The 13,679-nt window shown below is 39.6% G+C and carries 17 protein-coding genes; 6 read left to right on the forward strand and 11 right to left on the reverse strand.

The genetic code is table 11. The features are described from left to right. The first annotated feature begins 113 nt into the window (after positions 1-113). The 6 genes from ESV85_RS13590 (at position 114) to ESV85_RS13620 (ending at position 4,792) form a co-directional block, all read left to right on the forward strand. On the forward strand, positions 114-1,007 hold the full coding sequence (locus ESV85_RS13590) for a DnaJ C-terminal domain-containing protein (RefSeq protein WP_146918487.1): 894 nt from the start codon (positions 114-116) through the stop codon (positions 1,005-1,007). A 1-nt stretch (position 1,008) separates the two neighbouring features. Then, positions 1,009-1,311: a chaperone modulator CbpM gene (locus ESV85_RS13595; protein ID WP_146918489.1), complete on the forward strand. Its 303-nt coding sequence runs from the start codon at positions 1,009-1,011 to the stop codon at positions 1,309-1,311. Between the two features lie 21 nt (positions 1,312-1,332). Beyond that, entirely contained in the window at positions 1,333-1,791 is a 459-nt protein-coding gene (locus ESV85_RS13600; protein ID WP_146918491.1) for a DinB family protein, read from the forward strand. Between the two features lie 17 nt (positions 1,792-1,808). Then, positions 1,809-2,300 (forward strand): VOC family protein, encoded by a 492-nt coding sequence (locus ESV85_RS13605; protein WP_317130790.1) that lies wholly within the window; start codon positions 1,809-1,811, stop codon positions 2,298-2,300. Between the two features lie 57 nt (positions 2,301-2,357). Then, on the forward strand, positions 2,358-3,557 hold the full coding sequence (locus tag ESV85_RS22555) for a class I SAM-dependent methyltransferase (RefSeq protein ID WP_223276002.1): 1,200 nt from the start codon (positions 2,358-2,360) through the stop codon (positions 3,555-3,557). A 128-nt stretch (positions 3,558-3,685) separates the two neighbouring features. Then, on the forward strand, positions 3,686-4,792 hold the full coding sequence (locus tag ESV85_RS13620; protein WP_146918493.1) for an acyltransferase family protein: 1,107 nt from the start codon (positions 3,686-3,688) through the stop codon (positions 4,790-4,792). A gap of 178 nt (positions 4,793-4,970) precedes the next feature. Here ESV85_RS13620 and ESV85_RS13625 read toward each other — a convergent pair whose 3' ends face one another. The 11 genes from ESV85_RS13625 to rpsK all read right to left on the reverse strand — a co-directional run bounded on the left by ESV85_RS13625 (position 4,971) and on the right by rpsK (position 13,676). Further along, a complete protein-coding gene (locus ESV85_RS13625; RefSeq protein WP_146918495.1) occupies positions 4,971-5,507 on the reverse strand; it encodes a pyridoxamine 5'-phosphate oxidase family protein in 537 nt (178 codons plus the stop codon). Positions 5,508-5,780: 273 nt separating this feature from the next. Then, the gene (cysM, locus tag ESV85_RS13630; RefSeq protein WP_146918497.1) at positions 5,781-6,656 is read right to left on the reverse strand and encodes a cysteine synthase CysM; all 876 of its coding nucleotides are present in this window, start codon (positions 6,654-6,656) and stop codon (positions 5,781-5,783) included. 82 nt (positions 6,657-6,738) lie between these two features. Continuing rightward, positions 6,739-7,587: a serine O-acetyltransferase gene (locus tag ESV85_RS13635; protein ID WP_146918499.1), complete on the reverse strand. Its 849-nt coding sequence runs from the start codon at positions 7,585-7,587 to the stop codon at positions 6,739-6,741. Between the two features lie 18 nt (positions 7,588-7,605). Next, positions 7,606-8,154: a hypothetical protein gene (locus ESV85_RS13640; protein ID WP_146918500.1), complete on the reverse strand. Its 549-nt coding sequence runs from the start codon at positions 8,152-8,154 to the stop codon at positions 7,606-7,608. Then, positions 8,135-8,422, reverse strand: a complete 288-nt coding sequence (locus ESV85_RS13645; RefSeq protein ID WP_146918502.1) for an FtsB family cell division protein — start codon at positions 8,420-8,422, stop codon at positions 8,135-8,137. Before ESV85_RS13645 ends, ESV85_RS13640 begins: the two co-directional genes overlap by 20 nt. A gap of 103 nt (positions 8,423-8,525) precedes the next feature. After that, positions 8,526-9,806 carry a phosphopyruvate hydratase gene (gene eno, locus ESV85_RS13650; protein ID WP_146918504.1) on the reverse strand — a complete coding sequence of 427 codons (1,281 nt, stop codon included), beginning with the start codon at positions 9,804-9,806 and terminating at the stop codon, positions 8,526-8,528. Positions 9,807-9,828: 22 nt separating this feature from the next. Further along, positions 9,829-10,926, reverse strand: a complete 1,098-nt coding sequence (gene carA / locus ESV85_RS13655) for a glutamine-hydrolyzing carbamoyl-phosphate synthase small subunit (protein WP_146918506.1) — start codon at positions 10,924-10,926, stop codon at positions 9,829-9,831. A 119-nt stretch (positions 10,927-11,045) separates the two neighbouring features. Then, positions 11,046-11,618 (reverse strand): 50S ribosomal protein L17, encoded by a 573-nt coding sequence (gene rplQ / locus ESV85_RS13660; RefSeq protein WP_146918508.1) that lies wholly within the window; start codon positions 11,616-11,618, stop codon positions 11,046-11,048. 6 nt (positions 11,619-11,624) lie between these two features. Continuing rightward, on the reverse strand, positions 11,625-12,614 hold the full coding sequence (locus tag ESV85_RS13665) for a DNA-directed RNA polymerase subunit alpha (RefSeq protein ID WP_092894618.1): 990 nt from the start codon (positions 12,612-12,614) through the stop codon (positions 11,625-11,627). A gap of 39 nt (positions 12,615-12,653) precedes the next feature. Continuing rightward, positions 12,654-13,259: a 30S ribosomal protein S4 gene (gene rpsD, locus ESV85_RS13670; RefSeq protein ID WP_146918510.1), complete on the reverse strand. Its 606-nt coding sequence runs from the start codon at positions 13,257-13,259 to the stop codon at positions 12,654-12,656. Positions 13,260-13,277: 18 nt separating this feature from the next. Then, entirely contained in the window at positions 13,278-13,676 is a 399-nt protein-coding gene (rpsK, locus tag ESV85_RS13675) for a 30S ribosomal protein S11 (protein ID WP_057939435.1), read from the reverse strand. Positions 13,677-13,679 lie beyond the last annotated feature (3 nt).

Genomic DNA, 13,679 nt, shown 5'->3' on the forward strand with positions numbered 1-13,679 from the left:
ATTCCGCTAATCATCAGGCAATCCTTTGCATTCTCAGTATATTGAAGATGAAAAGGCTTACACGTCATTCTACATCCATTTTTACAACCCTTAAATAAATACCACTAAGAAATATGGCATTTATAGATTATTACAGCGTCCTAGGCATAGACAAAAGTGCTACCGAAGCAGATATCAAAAAAGCATACCGAAAGCAAGCTCGAAAATATCACCCCGATGTGAATCCTGACGACAAAAATGCAGAGCAGAAATTCACAGAAGTGAATGAAGCGAATGAAGTGCTCAGCGATCCAGAAAAGCGTAAAAAATACGATAAGTATGGTAAAGACTGGAAACATGCCGATCAGTTTGAGCAAGCGGGAGGTGGAGCAGGAAGACAGCAACGTGGCCAAGGAAACCCAGGTGCGGGATTTGGAGGAGCAGATTATTCAGATTTCTTCGAGTCCATGTTTGGGGGATCAGGCGGTGGCTTCCGACAAGGAGGGCGTAGTACTAAATTCAAAGGTCAGGACTTCAACGCACAGCTGGAACTTGACATTCATGATGCCTACACGACGCACAAAAAAGTACTCACCGTCAATGGTGAAAACATACGCTTGACCATAGCTGCGGGCATCGAAGATGGACAGACCATCAAGATTAAAGGCAAAGGGTCGCCAGGAATTAACGGTGGGCCAAACGGTGATTTATATATCAAATTTGTGATCAAAAATAACACGAAGTTCACTCGAGAGGGAAACAACTTGTATTCCACTGTTGAAGTGGATCTATATACCGCGCTACTTGGTGGGGATATCATTGCAGATACTTTTGACGGAAAAGTCAAATTGAAAGTCGCCCCAGAAACTCAAAATGGCACAAAAGTAAGACTCAAGGGTAAGGGATTTCCTGTCTATAAAAAAGAGGGTGAATTCGGAGATTTGACTCTTACCTATTCGATCAAAAACCCTACAAATCTCTCAGAAGAAGAGAAGAAGTTATTTGAAGAACTCCAAAAACTACGATAAGATGGCACAGCAAGAATTAATAGTAATAGAGACGCTTTGTTCACATTATGAGATCGAAGTTTCATTTGTGGACTCACTTTACAGCTTGGGCTTAATAGAAATTCATACCGTGGAGCAGACGCGATTTATCTCAGAGGAAAAAGTAGCGGATTTGGAAAAAATGATCCGAATCCACCAAGAACTGGAAGTCAACCCAGAAGGCATAGATGTCATATTCAATTTGCTCCGCAAAGTAGATGATCTTAAGAGCGAATTGGCTGTTGCCAAAAACCGACTCAGACGCTACGAACTGGAAAATCAATAAACAAATCACCCAATACTACTCATGAACACTTCATTCCACATTTGGAAAAATAACCGCTCCATCTATTTAAAATTCTTAGAACATAATTCTCTGGAGCAATTGAATAAAATCCCAACAGGATTTAACAATAACCTGATCTGGAATATAGGCCACGTCATCGTGGTACAGCAGCGACTCGTATATGGATTATCGGGTCTTCCATTAAATGTATCTGAGGAACTGTTTCAGAAATACAAGCCGGGGACTAAACCTGAATCGGATGAAACTCAGGAAACAGTGGAGCTATTCCAGGAGCTTTTGATATCTCCTATCGATCAAACCATAGCTGATTTTGAGTCTGGGAAATTCCAAAACTATAACGAATACACTACTTCCAAAGGCTTTCATCTTGCTAGCGCAGCTGATGCTATTACGTTCAACAACTACCATGAGGCCTTGCATTTAGGCACAATGGTTAGCCTTTTAAAATTCATCCATTAACATCAATCCGTTTTGCTATGAACAAGACAACACTTTTGGCAACAGCGATTTCAGTATCTTTTAGTCTGGGTTTTTTCTTAAATTCTTTTATCTATCCCGAGAGAGAGACATCATCGCAAAACCTAAAGCCAACTGATATGAAATTAGGAGCATTTTCTATCAGCCTTAGTGTCAAAGATCTTGATGTTTCTAGGGAATTCTACGAAAACCTTGGCTTTACCCAATTTGGTGGGTCAATGGAAAGTAATTACTTGATCATGAAAAATGAAAGTACGTTGATCGGGCTTTTTAATGGAATGTTTGAAGGCAATATTCTTACATTCAATCCAGGCTGGGACGACAATGCTCATGCATTAAAAGTATTTGATGACGTCAGGAAGATTCAGCAAAAACTTAAAACCAGTGACATTGAAATCATTAATCCAGCAGATGAAACCACTTCTGGCCCCGCTAGCTTTATGGTCAAAGACCCCGATGGAAATATGATTCTTTTTGATCAGCATTTATAATTATAGTATTCTGAGTATTCTTTCCTCAGACATTTTTATCCCATACATTTTCAACTCATGAATAAGTCCAGTACTACAGAAATCCGCGAACGATTCGATAACGATGTAGAACGATTTGCAAACCTTGACACTGGTCAAGTGGCCACTATAGATGCCAAAATATCCTTGGAGCTAATCACCGAAGCAGCAAGGCGAATCGCCCCAAATGCCAAATCTATTTTGGATGTAGGATGTGGAGCGGGAAATTATTCACTTATGATGCTTACTAAATTGCCATCACTCAACTGCACTTTGGTGGATCTAAGCGGAAAAATGCTCGAAAAGGCAGTGGAACGTGTTTCTGCAGAAACCAATGGACAAGTTTCTGCTTTCCAAGGAGATATTCGTGATGTACTCTTACCAGAGGGTAGCTATGACATTATCCTAGCAGGCGCAGTTTTGCATCATTTGCGGGAAGATGAAGATTGGGAAAGGACATTTACAAAGCTCTTTAGTCTCCTTAAACCTGGAGGATGCTTAATGATCTCTGACCTGATCACTCAAGACACTGATTTGCTCAATGAGTATACCTGGGAGCGCTATGGAGATTATTTGGAAAGTATTGGAGGCAAAGAATACAGAGAAAAAGTGCTAGCCTATGTAGCTAAGGAGGATTCTCCTCGATCTATGAATTATCAATTGGATTTGATGAAAGAAGTGGGTTTTAGTAAAGTAGAAATCCTGCACAAAAACATGTGTTTCGGAGCTTTTGGTGGGATAAAGGCAAAAGACAAAACGGAGACCCAAAAAGTAGATGCTGCTAATACCAAGATTATACTTGACTTTTTGGATGAAATTGGCATCAAAACAAAAACGAAATCACTGGGAAACACATTCTTACCGGGAATTGAAATCAACAGGGGAGTTCTACTTTATGACCCAGAAAATCTATTGTATCCTGGGGATTTGCTGCATGAAGCAGGACATATTGCACTGATGACAGAGGAAGAGCGCGAAACCATAGTGGGCAATGTAAAAGAATATAGATCTCCGGGTCAGGACGATGAAATGGGTGTCATGCTCTGGTCTTATGCTGCCTTGAAGCACTTAAATCTTAAACCAGAAGTAGTTTTTCATCCTGAAGGATATAAAGGTGACTCAGAAATGCTAATCGCTAGTTATGAAAATGGCGACTACAAAGGATTACCACTTTTAGTGTGGATGGAGCTATGCGAATCATTGGAATTCCCAAAAATGGCAAAATGGATTAGAGAGTAGTAAATCAATCTTTAAAAGGCGCTCATGAAGCGCCTTTTCTATTTCTGAAATCCACTGATCAAGTTTAGGGTAAATTTATTTCTGCTTTTCTCTATATTAGATTACCTACCGACCCTAAACCCTAATCAATGAGTAACCTAAAGCTTTCTGGACAAAACCGTCTTGTTTCCTTAGATGTATTCCGTGGACTAACCATGTTTTTGCTAGTAGCAGAAGCTGCTTCGGTTTACCATACATTACTTGAAGCTAATCCTGAGGGGATATTATTCCATAATTTTTTCATCCAATTCACACATCATCCTTGGAATGGACTTCGGTTCTGGGATTTGATACAACCCTTTTTCATGTTTATAGTAGGCGTAGCAATGCCTTTTTCCCTCAATAAAAGAATGGCTGTAACAAGTGATCGAGGACAAGTAACTCGTCATATTTTAAAGCGCTGCTTACTGCTATTTCTATTCGGAACAGGGCTTCATTGTGTTTATGCAGGCAAATTGGTTTTTGAACTTTGGAACGTCTTAACACAATTATCATTTACCATATTGATCACCTATTTCCTACTGGATAGATCATGGAAGGTACAACTAGGCGTTTCCTTAGGTTTACTTGTATTGACCGAAATACTGTACCGACTCTATAATCCAGAGGTTCCTTTTGAGCATGGAGCTAACTTTGGGAACTATATAGATCAAATTCTGATGGGGAAAATCAATAATGGAGGCTGGGTAGCTATCAACATCATCCCAACGGCTGCACACACGATCTGGGGAGCTATCTGCGGAAATTTGCTTTTATCTTCCAAGTCTGAAAATGAAAAAATCAAACTACTAGTAATCGCAGCTTTAGCTGGATTGGCTATTGGTTATGGCTTGGATCTAGCAGGAATCACTCCCATCGTCAAACGAATCAGTACCACTTCTTTTGCATTTGCTGCGGGTGGTTGGGCAATTTTGACCTTAGCCTTTACTTATTGGCTAGTCGATGTCAAAAAGATTAATTCATGGGTATTCCCTTTTGTAGTGGTAGGAATGAATTCCATATTCATTTATCTCTTTGCTGAGATTCTCGGACATCGCTGGTTGTATGGATTTATCGAGATTTTTACTGGAGGCACTTTACCTGCACTTGGCATGGGTGAGTCTGCAGTTGCCATTATTACTGCATTTCTGACTTTAGGTGCCATGTGGTATTTATGTTACTTCCTCTATAGGAAGAAGATCTTCTTTAAAATATGACATGGGTCAAAAAAATGTCGATGTCTAATATGAGAAATCATGCCTCAACAAAAAATGCTTATCAAAACCCATTCGTGTAAATCATAAGCTTTCTTATGGTACTAAGTAGTTAAGTAAATTCAAAAAAAAATGTGATCCAGTTTCCTGGATCACATAATGAACTCAAAAGTGTCCCCAATTACACTTTTAAAGTTCCTTCAATGGAATCATCCATTGTTTTCCCTGATATCGAGCTGATCAAAACCTTGATGCCAGCCACGGTATTACCATGCTTATTATCCCAATAGTATCCACTGTCAGGGATAAATTGGATTACAGATATTCTAGGATCGTCCTTTCCTTCGGTAAACCACGCTTTCACAGTTGGGTCCCAGAGCTCTTCTATTTTTGATTTATCATCCGTAATTACGGCATGACCATTAAGCTCCAAGAAATCAGAATAGGAAGAACCTTGGAAATAAAGTGTCACATCTGTATCAGCTTTAATCTCCATGTTCTTCATGCTATCTTTTGCACTTAGGAACCAGACATTACCAGCCTCGTCCGTCTTCTGAACTGACATAGGACGGGATTTATGTGAATTATTCAATGAGGTAGATGTAACAAAAAAACATGATCCTGATTTATCAATCAGTTCACGGATTTTTTCTATAGCATCGGATCCTTCATAATTTTGTTTATGTTTTGCTTCTTGTTGGCGATCTATTGAGTTCATGCTATTGTTGGTTTAATAATTCAACTTATTCCCCAAAAGGGTACGCATTGATTAAATCAAACAAACTGCCGAACTCCAAATTGAGCTGCATTTCTTAGAACTCTCTTACAAAAGAGGCTTTTTTATAGCAATAGAAAGGGATTGATACCCAAAACATACTTAGTCAGAAAAAATAATTTCTAAAGTAAATAGGGTATTAATACCTGAATCGGGGAAATAGATGCCTAATAATATTGAAGGCAATAAAAAACAAATGGTTATCGATAGCTTGTATCAACCGAATAGATCAGAGCTAAGGTAACGATCGCCACGGTCACAGGTAATACAAACAATTACCCCTTCTTTTAAATTCTTAGCAAGTTCAATTGCTGCATGTAACGCTCCACCACTACTCATCCCTGCAAGAATGCCTTCTTCTCTAGCCATTCTTCTGGTCATCTCTGTAGCCTGATCTTGGCTCACGTCGATTACCTGATCTACTCTGCTTGGGTCAAATATTTTAGGCAAAAATTCTGGTGACCATCTTCTGATACCAGGGATACTTGATCCATCTGTAGGTTGAGTACCTACAATCTGTATATCAGGATTTCTTTCTTTTAAGTACTTAGAAACACCCATGATAGTACCTGTAGTCCCCATTGCTGAAACAAAATGGGTAATCTCACCATCCGTATCTTCCCATATTTCAGGACCTGTAGTCTTATAATGGGCAAGGTAATTATCTGGATTACCAAACTGATCAAGCATGAAATAGCCATCTTTGCTCATCTGCTCAGCTAGGGTTCTGGAATATTCTATTGTCTTTGCTGCCGGTGTCAATATCACAGTTGCTCCGTAAGCTTCCATTGAGATTACACGTTCTTTGGTAGAATTGTCAGGCATGATCAAGGTCATTTCCAAGCCAAGGACTTTAGCAACCATAGCCAATGCAATTCCCGTGTTGCCACTCGTCGCCTCAACCAGCTTGTCTCCAGATTTGATTTCACCACGCTCCATGGCACTTCTAAGCATATTGTAAGCAGCTCGGTCTTTCACACTTCCACCAGGATTCTGACCTTCCAGCTTACAAAAAATCTTAACTTTTGGATTAACCGGGATATGCTCCAGTTGAATCAGTGGTGTATTTCCTATTAGTTCAAATAGCTTCATGCGTTTATTATTGATAATTATTTAGTCGCATGGAATTAGCGCACTAGAAATTTATACAGTTTGCAAACCTAAGAATAAAATTCTACTGGCTCATTTCATCTTGATCGTTTTTGAAAACGTACATGTCTGTCACAGCAGAATCTGCGTGGTACATTTGCGTTTGGTAATAGACTTTACTCCTAGGAGCTACACTTTTTGTTAGCCATACATTGCCTCCGATTACACTACCTTTTCCGATGACAGTATTTCCTCCTAAAATCGTCGCTCCCGAATAGATTATTACATTATCTTCTATTGTAGGATGTCTCTTACTATCCGCATCTGCTTTGTCCACACTCAATGCGCCTAGAGTTACTCCTTGATAAATCTTCACATGATTACCTATTCTAGTGGTCTCCCCTATGACAACTCCAGTCCCGTGATCTATGCAGAAATGCTGACCAATGGTAGCTCCAGGGTGAATATCTATACCTGTACGACTATGAGCGAATTCTGTGATCATCCTTGGTATCAAATGCACACCTAATCCTTGCAGTGAATGTGCAATTCTATAAGCTGAAATTGCATAAAAACCTGGGTAACTCCTTAATATCTCAGTCCTTGATTTGGCGGCTGGATCGCCTGCAAACATCGCATCCACATCCTGATGAATCCAATCAAAAACCTGTTCAAGGTTAGCAAAAAAGGCAGCTGTTATCTTTGATCCAACTCCACTGTGCAAGTGAGGATTTCGATGCAGGATAGAAGAAAGGTCATTATTCAATTGAACGAGCGAAGCTTCTATTTGAAATTTATCGTTAATTCTTTCGACCGAGTATTCTGGAAAAAGCAATCCAAGTACATCTTCAAAAAACTGCTGAATTACTTTAGGTGAAGGGCATTCCGAACAATCCTGATGTGCTTTATATAATTTTGAAACAAATGATTCCATGAAAATGTGTTAGGGTATTTAAAGCACAAAACCAACACGGATCACGTATGGTTCACCATAGGGCGAACGAAGATTGTCGTGCAAAACATTGTAGAGAAAAGTAAAGTTAGCTCCTCCCCTAAAACCAAATGGAGCAAAATAACCTCCTCCTAGAAATAAGGAATTTGCCCAGATCCGCTCGTACTCAGTTTTGCCATAACCTAAATGATCAAAATTTATGGATTCCATTTCTGCATGAGCAAATATATTAGGAAGGATATTGTAGCGAGAAAAAACTCTACCTCCATAAGATGTTGATTGGCCACCGTAATAATACCTAGACTTGAAATACTGATAAGTAACTCCTACGCCTGAAGAAAATTTAGGAGTGATCATCACTCCGATGATGGGTGAAACCTCAATTAAAGTAGTGGAGCCGAACTGCATCCCAAAATTACCTCCATAGTACAGTCGATCTTTTAATGCAGTTGAATCAGAATAAATTTCTCTCTGCGCAAACGAAGAAGTTTGGTACAACCCAAATGCAAGAAAACAAAGGAGTAGATATTTACTTTTTAACAATGACATAGAGATCTTCAGTGTTTCTTTTCATTAAGTACTTTTCACGGGCAAACTTCTCCAATAGTTCAGGATTGCTCATCAATTCCTCTCGTTCAGTTTTAATTTTCTCTCTTCTCTCTAAATAAAATTCTTTCTGATCTTCGAGCTGTCCAAGCTTGTTACTCAATTTCACTTGGTTCACAACATTATTGGAATCAATAAAAATCATCCACGCTATAAAAAAAACGAGCCCCAGAAAATAAAAACTCTTGGTGTACTTAAGGTATTTGCTCATAGGACAGGATTGTTAATGCGCTTCAAGGTACAAAAATGGTGCAAAAAAAAGACAGCTCCCCGAGGCAAGCTGTCTTTATAACTATAATTTTTAAAAGGACTTGTTAGAACTTACCGTTGAAAACAGCTGAGTCACCCAATTGCTCCTCAATTCTAAGTAATTGATTGTATTTAGCCATACGATCTGATCTAGATGCAGAACCGGTCTTGATCTGTCCACAATTCAATGCTACTGCAAGATCTGCGATAGTAGAATCTTCAGTTTCGCCTGATCTGTGTGACATTACTGCTGTAAAACCTGCTTTGTGCGCAAGATTTACTGCGTTGATTGTCTCGGTCAATGTTCCGATTTGGTTTACTTTGATCAAGATAGAATTCGCAGACTTCTCTTCGATTCCCCTTTTAAGGAACTTAACGTTAGTCACGAAAAGATCATCACCTACCAGTTGGATTTTATCACCGATTTTGGCTGTCAACATAGCCCAACCTGCCCAATCTTCCTCAGCACATCCATCTTCGATAGAATCGATAGGATATTTCTCAGTAAGCTCAGCTAGGTAAGCTACTTGCTCTTCTCTGCTTCTAGCTACTCCTGTAGAACCTTCAAATTTCGTGTAATCATATTTACCATCTACAAAGAACTCAGATGCAGCACAATCCAATGCGATAGTCACATCATCACCTGCTTTGTAACCTGCTTTCTTAATAGCGTCCAAAATACATTCTAGAGCTTCTTCAGTTCCTCCAGAGAAATTAGGTGCAAATCCACCCTCATCTCCTACTGCAGTGCTAAGACCTTTGTCATGAAGAATTTTCTTAAGGTTGTGAAAGATCTCAGTTCCCATTCTCATCGCTTCTGAGAAAGTAGGAGCTCCAACTGGACGGATCATAAACTCTTGGAATGCAATAGGTGCATCAGAGTGAGAACCACCATTGATAATGTTCATCATCGGAACAGGAAGCGTATTTGCATTCACGCCACCGATATATCTGTAAAGCGGCTGGTTAGACTCCATAGCTGCAGCTTTAGCTACTGCCAGAGAAACACCAAGGATAGCATTTGCGCCTAGATTACCTTTATTAGGAGTGCCATCAAGGTCAATCATGATTTGATCAATCATGTTTTGCTCAAACACGTCAAAGCCTACAAGTTCAGAAGCAATGATGTCGTTTACATTAGCAACAGCTTTCATTACACCTTTACCCATGTATGCGCCCTTGTCGCCATCACGAAGCTCTACTGCTTCGTTGATACCTGTAGATGCACCACTTGGTACAGCGGCACGTCCAAAAGCTCCATTTTCGGTATACACATCTACTTCAATAGTAGGGTTTCCTCTAGAATCGAGGATTTGTCTTGCATGAATTGATTGAATCAACGTCATAGTTTTAAAAGGTTTAAGGGTATTAATTTTTATTAATTAAAGAAATAAACTCGTCAAACAAGTAGCGAGAATCATGTGGGCCTGGGGAAGATTCCGGATGGTATTGAACTGAAAATGCAGGCTTATTTTTAAGACGAATTCCAGCAACCGTATTATCATTCAAATGAACGTGAGTGATTTCAACGTCTGGATTTTGTTCGGTATCCTCACGAGTGATATTAAAACCATGATTCTGTGAAGTGATTTCACTTTTACCAGTCACTAGATTTTTGATAGGATGATTCAATCCTCTGTGTCCATGGTGCATTTTGTAGGTAGAAATACCACATGACTCAGCAAGAAGCTGATGACCTAGACAAATACCAAAAAGAGGTTTGCCTGTGCCTAAAATGTCCTTTGTAGTTTTTACAGCATATTCCATTACTGCAGGATCACCTGGTCCATTAGATAGGAAATATGCATTTGGAGCCCATTCTTCCATCTCTGCAAGAGAGGTTTTTGCTGGAAACACCTTACAATACACACCTCTGTCTGCTAGATTTCTTAAGATATTCTTCTTGATACCGAAATCCATACAAGCCACTTTGATAGGTGCATTTTCATCACCGAAGAAATAAGGCTCTTGTGTACAGACTGTGGAGGAGAGCTCAAGCCCGTCCATATCTGGAACTTTAGCAAGTTCAGTTTGGAGGCCATCTAAGTCCTCTTCAAATTCTGAGCTGATGATTGCATTCATAGCACCTTTTGATCGAAGATGTCTTACGAGCTGTCGAGTATCTATATCTGCAATCCCAGTGATCCCATTCTTCACAAGATAATCCTGCAAGGAACCTGAAGCATCGAGTCTAGAATAAACATCAGAGAAAGTATTGACTACAATCCCACCTATCGTAGGATGATCAGATTCTACTTCTTCGTCAATCACACCATAGTTTCCGATGTGAGAAGTGGTATTTACAATGATTTGTCCAGTATAGGATGGGTCAGTATAAATTTCCTGATATCCTGTCATTCCAGTGTTGAAACAAATTTCACCTCCATTTGTCCCTGGATTACCAATTAAAGAACCGTGAAAAACTGTTCCATCGGCTAAGAGTAAAGTCGCTTTTTGTTTGATCATTTTGCTAAGTAATTGCCCAAAGTTAAATATTTATTGGGAAGGAAGATAAATGAAAAGGGTATAAAAAAAGGATTGAACAAATGTCCAATCCTTTCAATATCGTGAAGCCACTGATCAACTTATTTGTTATCAGTTTCTTCTTCCGCTGAATCAGCAGAAGCTTCAGGAGCCTTAGGCTCTTCAGCATCCTTTGCAGGAGCTTCTTCTTTGGCTGCAGATTCTTTTTTAGCTGGAGCAGCTGCTGCTGTCTCTTCATCACCTGCTGTTTTACCAGTACCTCTACGAGATCTTCTGGTAGTTTTCTTAGCAGGCTGAGCATCTTTCAACATCAATTCGTTGAAGTCAACCAACTCGATGATACACATTTCTGCATTATCACCTAATCTGAAGCCAGTTTTGATAATTCTTGTGTACCCACCTGGACGAGTAGCTACTTTAGAGATTACTTCACCAAATAGTTCGATGATAGCTTCCTTATTTTTTAAATAAGCGAAAGCCATACGTCTATTGTGTGTAGTATCTTCCTTAGCTCTAGTCACTAGTGGCTCCAAGTACTTCTTCAATTCTTTTGCCTTGGCAAGCGTGGTTGAGATACGCTTGTGAAGAATCAGCGAAGTTGCCATATTAGAAAGCATTGCTTTTCTATGAGCGGCCTTCCTTCCAAGGTGGTTAAATTTCTTACCGTGTCTCATTATTTTTTATTCTTCATCAAGTTTATACTTAGAAATATCCATCCCGAAGGTTAGACTTTTTTCCTGAATGAGTTGCTCTAGCTCAGCTAGGGATTTCTTACCAAAGTTTCTGAATTTCATCATGTCAGAAATTTCAAGCTTGGCAAGATCACCCAAAGTCTTCACGTCAGCAGCTTTAAGACAGTTGAATGCTCTAACCGAAAGGTCAAGATCACTCAAAGAAGTCTTAAGAAGCTTTCTCATGTGCAAGAATTCTTCGTCGATTGGCTCCGGCTCTGCTACTCCTGTTGAATCAAGAACCATCGTCTGGTCAGAGAACAACATAAAGTGTTGGATAAGGATTTTGGCTGATTCCTGCAGGGCTTTCTCCGGGTGGATAGAACCGTCAGTGGAAACTTCCATTATCAATTTTTCGAAGTCAGTCTTCTGTTCTACTCGCGTATTTTCAACACTGTATTTCACATTCTTAATAGGAGTGAAAACTGCATCGATAGCGATAGTACCGAAAATCTGCTCTTTTGGTTTGGATTCTTCAGCTGGTAGATACCCTCTTCCCTTTTCCATCGTCAATTCGATCTCAAAGTTTTTGGTCTCGTCGATATGACAAATCACCAACTCTGGGTTCAAGATTTCGAAAGAAGAAGTGAACTTAGCAATGTCCCCTGCAGTGAAAACAGATTGATTTTTAATTTCAACAGTGATTTTTCCGTCAAATGCCTCATGGACCTTCTTGAATCTCACCTGCTTTAGGTTCAAAATAATATCTGTAACGTCTTCAACTACGCCTTCGATGGTCGAAAACTCATGCACTATACCAGGAATCTTGATAGCAGTGATGGCATAACCTTCCAAGGAAGAAAGCAAAATTCTTCTCAGGGCGTTACCTATTGTAACTCCATAGCCTTTTTCCAGTGGTTTAAAAGTGAATAAGCCATGAAAGTCATCGGCTTTTTCCATTACCACTTTTTCGGGCATTTGAAATGCTAGTATGGACATATATCTCGTTCTTTTTTAAAAGCTGAAAATATTAAAATATTACTTAGAGTAAAGTTCGACAATGAGTTGCTCCTTGATATTCTCTGGAATATCATCTCTGCCCGGAACACTGACGAATTTGCCGGTCAACGAAGTGCCATCCCACTCTAACCAGGAATATTTATTAGCACCTCTACCAGCTAGGCTATTAGTAATAGCTTCAAGAGACTTAGATCTTTCTCTTACAGAAACCACATCACCTGGCCTAAGGGTAAACGAAGGAATATTAACTACCTCACCGTTTACAAGCACATGCTTGTGAGAAACTAGTTGTCTAGCACCTCTTCTGGTAGGGGAAATTCCCATTCTATATACCGTATTGTCCAATCTTGCTTCAAGAAGTTGAAGAAGGTTTTCACCGGTAATTCCAGTTTTTCTGGAAGCAATATTAAACATTTTAGCGAACTGTCTTTCCAATACACCGTAGATGTATTTTGCTTTTTGTTTTTCAGCAAGTTGGATCGCATATTCAGACTGCTTTTTTCTTCTACCTCTACCATGTTGACCAGGAGGATAGTTTTTCTTTGCAAGTGCCTTGCTATGTCCTTCTATAGCTTCGCCAAATTTTCTGGCAATCTTTGCTTTAGGACCTGTATATCTAGCCATTGTGTTACAATTTTATAATTAAACTCTTCTACGCTTAGGTGGACGACAGCCGTTGTGCGGCATAGGAGTCACGTCGATGATCGTAGTCACATCCAATCCTACATTTTGCAATGTTCTGATCGCTGATTCACGACCAGATCCTGGACCTTTAACAAAAACTTCGATTTTTCTTAAACCTAAGTCGTATGCCACTTGTCCACAGTTCTGTGCGGCCATCTGTGCAGCGTAAGGAGTATTTTTCTTTGAACCTCTGAAACCCATTTTACCGGCAGAAGCCCAAGATATTACTTGACCTGCATTGTTGGTAAGAGAGATAATGATGTTGTTGAAGGATGCTCTAATGTGAGCTTGTCCTACAGCTTCAACCTTTACTACTCTTTTTTTACCTTTTGCTTTATCGTTTCTTTTCTGAGCCATAAT

This window comes from Algoriphagus aquimarinus (genome assembly GCF_007997215.1).
Taxonomy (GTDB): domain Bacteria; phylum Bacteroidota; class Bacteroidia; order Cytophagales; family Cyclobacteriaceae; genus Algoriphagus; species Algoriphagus aquimarinus_A.

What these genes read in the sequence shown, in the direction of transcription:
- ESV85_RS13625 (WP_146918495.1), bottom strand. Translation starts at nt 5,507, where the DNA reads ATGAACTCAATAGATCGCCAACAAGAAGCAAAACATAAACAAAATTAT.
- ESV85_RS13665 (WP_092894618.1), bottom strand. Translation starts at nt 12,614, where the DNA reads ATGTCCATACTAGCATTTCAAATGCCCGAAAAAGTGGTAATGGAAAAA.
- rpsK (WP_057939435.1), bottom strand. Translation starts at nt 13,676, where the DNA reads ATGGCTCAGAAAAGAAACGATAAAGCAAAAGGTAAAAAAAGAGTAGTA.
- ESV85_RS13595 (WP_146918489.1), top strand. Translation starts at nt 1,009, where the DNA reads ATGGCACAGCAAGAATTAATAGTAATAGAGACGCTTTGTTCACATTAT.
- carA (WP_146918506.1), bottom strand. Translation starts at nt 10,926, where the DNA reads ATGATCAAACAAAAAGCGACTTTACTCTTAGCCGATGGAACAGTTTTT.
- ESV85_RS13640 (WP_146918500.1), bottom strand. Translation starts at nt 8,154, where the DNA reads ATGTCATTGTTAAAAAGTAAATATCTACTCCTTTGTTTTCTTGCATTT.
- rplQ (WP_146918508.1), bottom strand. Translation starts at nt 11,618, where the DNA reads ATGAGACACGGTAAGAAATTTAACCACCTTGGAAGGAAGGCCGCTCAT.
- cysM (WP_146918497.1), bottom strand. Translation starts at nt 6,656, where the DNA reads ATGAAGCTATTTGAACTAATAGGAAATACACCACTGATTCAACTGGAG.
- eno (WP_146918504.1), bottom strand. Translation starts at nt 9,806, where the DNA reads ATGACGTTGATTCAATCAATTCATGCAAGACAAATCCTCGATTCTAGA.
- ESV85_RS13635 (WP_146918499.1), bottom strand. Translation starts at nt 7,587, where the DNA reads ATGGAATCATTTGTTTCAAAATTATATAAAGCACATCAGGATTGTTCG.
- ESV85_RS13620 (WP_146918493.1), top strand. Translation starts at nt 3,686, where the DNA reads ATGAGTAACCTAAAGCTTTCTGGACAAAACCGTCTTGTTTCCTTAGAT.
- ESV85_RS13605 (WP_317130790.1), top strand. Translation starts at nt 1,809, where the DNA reads ATGAACAAGACAACACTTTTGGCAACAGCGATTTCAGTATCTTTTAGT.
- ESV85_RS22555 (WP_223276002.1), top strand. Translation starts at nt 2,358, where the DNA reads ATGAATAAGTCCAGTACTACAGAAATCCGCGAACGATTCGATAACGAT.
- ESV85_RS13645 (WP_146918502.1), bottom strand. Translation starts at nt 8,422, where the DNA reads ATGAGCAAATACCTTAAGTACACCAAGAGTTTTTATTTTCTGGGGCTC.
- ESV85_RS13600 (WP_146918491.1), top strand. Translation starts at nt 1,333, where the DNA reads ATGAACACTTCATTCCACATTTGGAAAAATAACCGCTCCATCTATTTA.
- rpsD (WP_146918510.1), bottom strand. Translation starts at nt 13,259, where the DNA reads ATGGCTAGATATACAGGTCCTAAAGCAAAGATTGCCAGAAAATTTGGC.
- ESV85_RS13590 (WP_146918487.1), top strand. Translation starts at nt 114, where the DNA reads ATGGCATTTATAGATTATTACAGCGTCCTAGGCATAGACAAAAGTGCT.